This is a genomic window from Nitrospirota bacterium (assembly GCA_037386965.1).
In the GTDB taxonomy this organism is placed as follows: Bacteria; Nitrospirota; Thermodesulfovibrionia; order Thermodesulfovibrionales; family JdFR-86; genus JARRLN01.
Map to the genome: position 1 here is coordinate 1 of JARRLN010000122.1, position 6,838 is coordinate 6,838.

7 protein-coding genes are annotated in these 6,838 nt (G+C 64.7%); 3 read left to right on the forward strand and 4 right to left on the reverse strand.

The window, feature by feature from the left end:
* The coding region (locus tag P8Y39_12600; GenBank protein ID MEJ2193155.1) for a site-2 protease family protein at nt 1-343 on the reverse strand (343 nt) is incomplete at its 3' end.
* Between the two features lie 29 nt (nt 344-372).
* Nucleotides 373-1,032, reverse strand: coding sequence for a VTT domain-containing protein (locus P8Y39_12605; GenBank protein MEJ2193156.1), 660 nt, complete (start codon nt 1,030-1,032; stop codon nt 373-375).
* Nucleotides 1,033-1,149: 117 nt separating this feature from the next.
* On the opposite strand from P8Y39_12605, the gene P8Y39_12610 reads away from it, so the two are divergent.
* Together P8Y39_12610 and P8Y39_12615 are read left to right on the forward strand one after the other, a co-directional pair.
* Nucleotides 1,150-1,908: an endonuclease/exonuclease/phosphatase family protein gene (locus tag P8Y39_12610; GenBank protein ID MEJ2193157.1), complete on the forward strand. Its 759-nt coding sequence runs from the start codon at nt 1,150-1,152 to the stop codon at nt 1,906-1,908.
* On the forward strand, nt 1,905-3,581 hold the full coding sequence (locus P8Y39_12615; protein MEJ2193158.1) for a phospholipase D-like domain-containing protein: 1,677 nt from the start codon (nt 1,905-1,907) through the stop codon (nt 3,579-3,581). The genes P8Y39_12610 and P8Y39_12615 overlap by 4 nt, the downstream gene beginning before the upstream one ends.
* A gap of 3 nt (nt 3,582-3,584) precedes the next feature.
* Here P8Y39_12615 and P8Y39_12620 read toward each other — a convergent pair whose 3' ends face one another.
* Nucleotides 3,585-4,718, reverse strand: a complete 1,134-nt coding sequence (locus P8Y39_12620; protein ID MEJ2193159.1) for a phosphopentomutase — start codon at nt 4,716-4,718, stop codon at nt 3,585-3,587.
* Complete coding sequence (locus P8Y39_12625; protein ID MEJ2193160.1) at nt 4,715-4,837, reverse strand: hypothetical protein; 123 nt, start codon at nt 4,835-4,837, stop codon at nt 4,715-4,717. Before P8Y39_12625 ends, P8Y39_12620 begins: the two co-directional genes overlap by 4 nt.
* A gap of 175 nt (nt 4,838-5,012) precedes the next feature.
* Between P8Y39_12625 and guaA the strand changes: the two genes are divergently transcribed.
* Nucleotides 5,013-6,566, forward strand: a complete 1,554-nt coding sequence (gene guaA / locus P8Y39_12630) for a glutamine-hydrolyzing GMP synthase (protein MEJ2193161.1) — start codon at nt 5,013-5,015, stop codon at nt 6,564-6,566.
* Nucleotides 6,567-6,838 lie beyond the last annotated feature (272 nt).

Consider the following 6,838-nt stretch of genomic DNA (forward strand, 5'->3'; position numbering starts at 1 on the left):
GCCCGGCAAAGGCCATCAGGAACTCCGTCTTCGCGTTTGCCGGCTCCTCCTGCATCTCCGCGACCCCGCCGAAGATGAAAAGCGTGATGCCCCTCATGGGAAGGCCGTACCGTCTGGCCACCAGGGAGTGGGAGAACTCGTGAAAGACGATGGAGGCAAAGAGGCCCAGCGCTCCGAAAACGCCCATCCACCAGTATGTGGACGAGGAAAGGCCCTCGTGGTAGTGCGGAAAATACCCCTGAGCCAGGGACCAGGTGATGAGGACCGCGATGATGATCCAGCTCCAGTCTATCTTGACGTCGAAGCCGAACAGCGTAAAGAGTTTAAAGCTCCGCCCAAACATTGTGGTCGCCTCCTTCGAACCGGCTTTCTCTATCTAAGGAGAACATAGCGTGCGGCGAAGGGGGTTGTCAATTCCCCGGCCCCCTGGGCCGCTGCCGGAAGTGCTTGATGATATTGACCTCCACGGGCAGGAGGGCGAAAAGGGCCATCAGGGCCAGTGCCGCCAGTATCTTCGGCGACAGGACCTCCCAGGGAGAGTTCAAGCTGCCCAGTCCCTGGCCGGCGAAGCTGTAGGTTCACAAGGAAAAAGGGGAAAATGGGGAGAATCCGGAGCGTCACGAGATAGTTGTGCCCATGTCGCTTGATCTCCCTGTTGAAGGCCCTGAGCTCGTGCTCATAGTGCTGTTGCAGCCAGTTGCCCAGGAGGTGGCGGGCGAGAAGAAAGGCAAGCGTGGCCCCCATAAGGCCGCCTGCATTGACGTAGACGATGCAGTGCACCGTGCCGAAGAGGAAACCACCGAGGAGAGCCAGGGCCAGGGCCCCCGGCATGAAAAACGCCGTGCAGAGCACCGCGCCGACGAAGGCCGCCACCGAAGAAACGTAGTGCTCCCCGACCATTTCTCTCAGCTCGTGCCTGTGCGCCTTGATGTTCTGGAAGCTGACGACGTCATGGAGCCAGAGGAACCAGGCCGCCAGGACGGCGGCCACAAGCACGGCGATGACGGCGATATACAGTCGTGAAAGCTTCATTGTCCCCGGACGGCACGTGTTTGACAGGGTCCCGGTTTCTCCCTATCCTCTACTATTATAGACCTACACCGGCGCAGCGCATCACGAAGGGCGGGGCCAGAGGGCGCAGCGGCGCAGATGAAGCGGAAGCTCACCGTCATGACATACAACGTCCACAGCTGTGTGGGACGGGACGGCAAAGCCTCACCCCTCAGGGTTGCCGAGGTCATCGCCCGGCATTCTCCCGACATCGTGGCCCTCCAGGAGCTGGACAACGGCCTTGTGCGCACCGGAGGGGTGGACCAGACGAGCATCATAGCAGGGGCCCTGGAGATGGACTATCACTTCCACCCGTCCCTCAGGATTGAGAAGGGCCTGTACGGAAACGCCGTGCTCTCCGCCCTCCCGGCCCGCCTGGTCAAGGCCGGCCGGCTGCCCACCCACCCCGGCCGGCAGTTCCTGGAGCAGCGGGGAGCCCTCTGGGTGGAGGTGGATGCCGGGGGTGTGAAGGTTCAGGTCGTCAACACGCACATGGGGCTGGACCGGCATGAACGGAAGGCCCAGGCCCGGCACCTCGCGGGGCCGGAGTGGCTCGGCGCCCCCGGGTGCCGCCCGCCCGTCATTTTCCTCGGAGACCTGAACACCTGGAGCGTCTCCTCCGTCTATCGAACCTTCCGGCGCATCCTGAGGGACGCCCAGAACGTAACGGACGCCAAGCCCAAGAGGACCTATCCGAGCCGCCTCCCCCTCTTTCGCCTGGATTACATCTTCGTCTCCGACGACATACGCGTGGAGCGCACGGAGGTGCCCCGGGACGGGCCAGCCGGCGCGGCCTCCGACCACCTCCCCGTGGTCTGCACCGTCCTTGTGCCCGGCGCGGAGGAGGTTTCGACGTGAGAAGAATCCTCGTGCCGGGGGAGACCTGTCAGGGTATCCATGACGTGGAGGAATCGGGCCTTGTCGTAGACGCCAGGCACTATTACGGAGAGTTCTGCCGGTCGGTGCTGCGGGCCCGGCGGTACGTGCTCATGGCGGGCTGGCAGTTCGACAGCGACGTGGTCCTTCTCCGGGGGGACGATGCCGGGCAGGCGGGGGGAGGAAAGACCCTCCTTGAGTTCCTCCAGCAGGTGACCAGGCGGAACCCCGAGCTGGAGGTCTACATCCTGGCCTGGGACTTCAGCACGCTTTACACCTTCAAGAGGGAGTGGTTTCAGGATTTCATCTTCAGGTGGAAGACGGCCCAGCGCGTCCGTTTCGCCTTTGACGACCGGCACCCCGTGGGAGCAAGCCACCACCAGAAGCTGGTGGTGATAGACGGGCAGGCCGCCTTCGCGGGGGGCCTGGATATCTGCTCGGCCCGCTGGGACGACCGCCGGCACTTGGCCCATCAGCCCTTGAGAAGGGATGCCGGGGGCAGGCCGTATGAGCCCTACCACGACATGCAGGGCTGGGTCACAGGGCCTGCGGCCCGGGAGCTGGCCGGGCTTTTTGTACATCGATGGAGGAACGCCACGGGGGAAGAGCTGTCCCTTGCCGATGTCCCCCGGGGAGAGGGCCACCGGGTGACGCCCGACGTCCGCATCGATGCCCGCAGGGTCGCCGTTGCGCGCACCCAGGGGAAGACCCTGGTCCCGGAGAAGGCGGAGATTCAGGAGGTCAGAAACCTCTTCATCCGGGCCATCGCATCTGCGCGGGAGCTCGTTTACGTCGAGAACCAGTACTTCACCTCGGAGGCCGTCTACAGGGCATTCGTGGAGAGGCTCAAGGCCGAAGGGATGCCGAAGCTCCAGATTGTCATCGTCTTGCCCAAGCGCCCCCACACCTTTCTGGAGGAGCTTTCCCTCGGCCTGGCCCAGACAAAGATGCTCCACTCTCTCCGTGAGCTGGCCCGCGCAAGAGGACATGACCTGGGCGTCTACTATACGCGGGCCGGCTCCCTCGGGCCCGGGGAGGAGGTCTCCACGTACATCCACGCCAAGCTCCTCCTTGTGGACGACCGGTTCCTCACCGTGGGCTCCGCCAATGTGACGAATCGGAGCATGGGCCTGGACACGGAGCTGAACCTGGCCTGGGAGGCCGCCTCCCCGGAGGACGCCGGCCTCGGGGCCTCCATCCGGGCCGTGCGGGTGGACCTTCTCAAGGAGCACACGGGGCTCGGGGATGAAAGCGGGCTCCGGGAGCCCCGGGGCCTTGTGCGGCGCCTGAACGCCCTTGCCCGGGAGGACGCCTCCCGCCTCCGCGAGCACACCATGGAGACGTTTCTCCAGGAGACCCGGTGGCTGAAGGACATCTCCCCGGAGAACCTGGTCATCGACCCGGGGAAGGCCATCGTGGAGGAGAACATTTACGAGCTCGTCTCCCATGACAAGACAGGCGTCTTCGCCCAGGGCATCACGATACTGAACGACATCTTCATGAGGCGGAGGGCGAAAACGTCGTCGAAGAGCACCGAGGTCTTGCCGTCCCGGTGGTTTTTGATGGGCAGGGTTGTGCGGAGCCGGTGGGGAATCCTTCTGCTGGCGCTTCTCCTTGCCGTGGGCGCCGCTGCCGTCTGGGTTTTCTTGCTCTAGGGGTCAGGACGAAAGGAAACCCTTCCCCCGGGTAAACTCCACCAAGCCGAAGATATCGGCCACCGTGCGGCCCACGTCCCAGAAACCCTCCCGTATGCCCAGGTCGTGGGGCCGCACCTCCGGGCCGCAGAAAACGACGGGCACGTACTCCCGCGAGTGGTCCGTGCTGGGTGTCGTGGGGTCCAGGCCGTGGTCCGCCGTGACGATGAGATAGTCTCCCTTGCGAAGCCCCTCGGCGAAGCCCCCGAGCCACCCGTCGAACTCCTCCAGCGCCTCCCGGAAACCCCGGGTGTCGTTCCGGTGCCCGTAAAGGGTATCGAAGTCCACCAGGTTCGCGAAAACCAGGCCTTCCCGAAAGCTCTTCTGCAAACCGCTCAGCTTCTGCATGCCGTCGCGGTTCCCCTCGGTCCTTACCGTGCGGCTGAAGCCCCGTCCGGCGAACATGTCGGAGACCTTGCCCACCGAGACGACCTCCACCCGTCGGGCATGGAGACGCTCGACAAGGGTCTCCTCGGGCGGGGGCAGGGAGAAGTCCTTTCTCCGGTACGTCCTTCTGAAGGGAGGGCCGACGAAGGGGCGGGCGATGACGCGCTGCACGTGGTGGGGAGGGCGGAGGACCTCGCGGGCCGTACGGCAGATGGCGTAGAGTTCCTCCACGGGTATCACGTCCTCGTGGGCGGCCACCTGAAAGACGCTGTCGGCCGACGTATAGACGATGGGCTGGCCCGTGCGCATGTGCATGCGCCCCCATCGCTCGATGATCTCGGTGCCCGAGGCGGGCCCGCTCCAGAGGGCCGCCCGGCCGATGCGCCGCTCGAACTCCTCCCGCACCTCCAGGGGAAAGCCCCCGGGATAGGTGGGGAAGGGCTCCTCGGTTTTGATTCCCATCATCTCCCAGTGCCCCGTGATGGTGTCTTTCCCTCTGGAGAGCTCCCGCATCTTTCCCGAGGAGGCCCGGGGCCGGGCTGAAGGAGGCACGCCCTTTATCTCGACGACATTGCCCAGGCCCATGCCCTCGAGGGTGGGCAGGGAAAGGCCGCCCTCCGCTCGGGCCAGGTTCCCCAGGGTGTTGCTGCCCGCATCGCCGTATTGCGCGGCGTCGGGCGACTCCCCCGCGCCCACGCCGTCGAGCACTATGACTCCGCTCGGGCCAGGTTCCCCAGGGTGTTGCTGCCCGCATCGCCGTATTGCGCGGCGTCGGGCGACTCCCCCGCGCCCACGCCGTCGAGCACTATGAGAAACACCCTGGCCACCATGGGGATTAGTCTACCACGGGAGGGGGCGGCGGGGCGCCTTCATGTAGGCTGGCTTCCGCCCTTCCGGTCATCACCCCCGGGTGTCTGGAAAGAGCTATTTTCAGCACTTTTCCGCATGCTTGGGCGCGGGAGGGCTCTTTAGACTTTTCTCCCGTTAATCCTTTATAATCAATGGATGTTCAAGGCTCCGGTCCACAAAGACAACATCCTTGTGCTGGATTTCGGCTCCCAGTACACCCAGCTTATCGCGCGGAGAATCCGCGAGCAGAGGGTCTACTCCGAGATAATGCCCTTTAACGTCCCGCTGGAGGAGATAAAGGCCCATGACCCCAGGGGCATCATCCTCTCCGGCGGCCCCGCGAGCGTCTACGACGCGGGCGCCCCTCTGCCGGACCCCGGGATTTTTTCCCTGGGGGTGCCGGTCCTGGGCATCTGCTACGGGATGCAGGTGATGGCGCACATGCTCGGAGGCAAGGTGGCCGGCTCCCTGAGGCGGGAATACGGCCGTGCCGACCTCATGGTGGACAGCGACGCCGACCTCCTCTGGGGAGTGTCCAGGACCACCCGGGTCTGGATGAGCCACGGGGACCGCATAGAGACCCTTCCCCCGGGGTTCGGGAGCATCGCGCACACCTCCAACGCACCCCTGGCGGCCATGAGCCATCCGGGCGCACGGCAATACGCCCTTCAGTTTCATCCCGAAGTGGCGCACACCCCGGAGGGTTTGCGCATCCTGAGGAATTTCGTCTTTGACATCTGCGGGGCCGAGCCCACCTGGCGGATGCAGTCCTTCATCGACTGGGCCGTCGCGGAGGTGAGGCGGCAGGTGGGAAGCAAGAGGGTCATCTGCGCGCTGAGCGGAGGGGTGGACTCCTCCGTGGCCGCTCTTCTGGTGCATAAGGCCGTGGGGGACAACCTGACGTGCATCTACGTGGACAACGGCCTCATGCGGAAGGGGGAGACCGAGAAGGTCATCGACACCTTCGGGCGGCACTTCACCACCAAGCTCATCGCCGTGGACGCCCGGGAGCGCTTCCTCGGAAAGCTCCAGGGGGTGGCCGAGCCCGAGGAGAAAAGGAAGATTATCGGCAACGAGTTCATCGCCGTCTTCGAGGAAGAGGCCGGCAGGATAGAGGGCGTGGAGTTTCTTGTGCAGGGCACCCTCTATCCGGACGTCATCGAGAGCGTCTCGTTCAAGGGCCCCTCGGCCGTCATCAAGAGCCACCACAACGTGGGCGGCCTTCCCGAGGTGATGAAGCTCAAGCTGGTCGAGCCCCTGAGGGAGCTGTTCAAGGACGAGGTCCGGGCCGTGGGCGAGGAACTGGGGCTGCCGGAGGAGATATGCTGGCGCCACCCCTTCCCGGGGCCGGGCCTGGCCATCAGGTGTCTCGGGCCCGTCAGCGCCGAGCGCGTGGAGGTCCTCAAGCAGGCCGACGCCATCGTTCTGGAGGAGGTCAAGAGGGCCGGCCTGTACCGCGAGCTCTGGCAGGCCTTCGCCGTCCTTCTGCCGGTACGGAGCGTGGGGGTCATGGGGGACGAGCGCACCTACGAAAACGTGATGGCCCTCCGGGCCGTGACGAGCGTGGACGCCATGACGGCGGACTGGGCCCGGATTCCGTACGAGGTCCTGGGGATCATCTCAAACCGGGTCATCAACGAGGTAAAGGGCATCAACCGCGTCGTTTATGACATAAGCTCAAAGCCGCCGAGCACCATAGAGTGGGAGTAGCGGTCTCCGCCTCCCGCGACGAGAAGGGAAAGTGTAGGCTGTGAAAAGCGCTTCTTCGCGGCAGGGCCATGAAGGTGAACGCCCCCGGAAGCCCGGGGCCGGATGTGCGAGACGACCGGATGACACGCGACATAGAAACATACCTTGAAGAGAAGGCCGCGCTGGTCAACGGTTACCTGGAGGCCTATTGGAGAGGGCCCGTCCCTTCGGTTCCCGACGTGCTTCTGGAGGCCATGCGCTACTCCCTCCTTGCGGGGGGAAAACGCTTGAGG

Excerpts from the sequence above, each read along its gene's own strand:
- P8Y39_12605 (MEJ2193156.1), bottom strand. The coding sequence starts at position 1,032 with ATGAAGCTTTCACGACTGTATATCGCCGTCATCGCCGTGCTTGTGGCC.
- P8Y39_12610 (MEJ2193157.1), top strand. The coding sequence starts at position 1,150 with ATGAAGCGGAAGCTCACCGTCATGACATACAACGTCCACAGCTGTGTG.
- P8Y39_12625 (MEJ2193160.1), bottom strand. The coding sequence starts at position 4,837 with ATGGTGGCCAGGGTGTTTCTCATAGTGCTCGACGGCGTGGGCGCGGGG.
- guaA (MEJ2193161.1), top strand. The coding sequence starts at position 5,013 with ATGTTCAAGGCTCCGGTCCACAAAGACAACATCCTTGTGCTGGATTTC.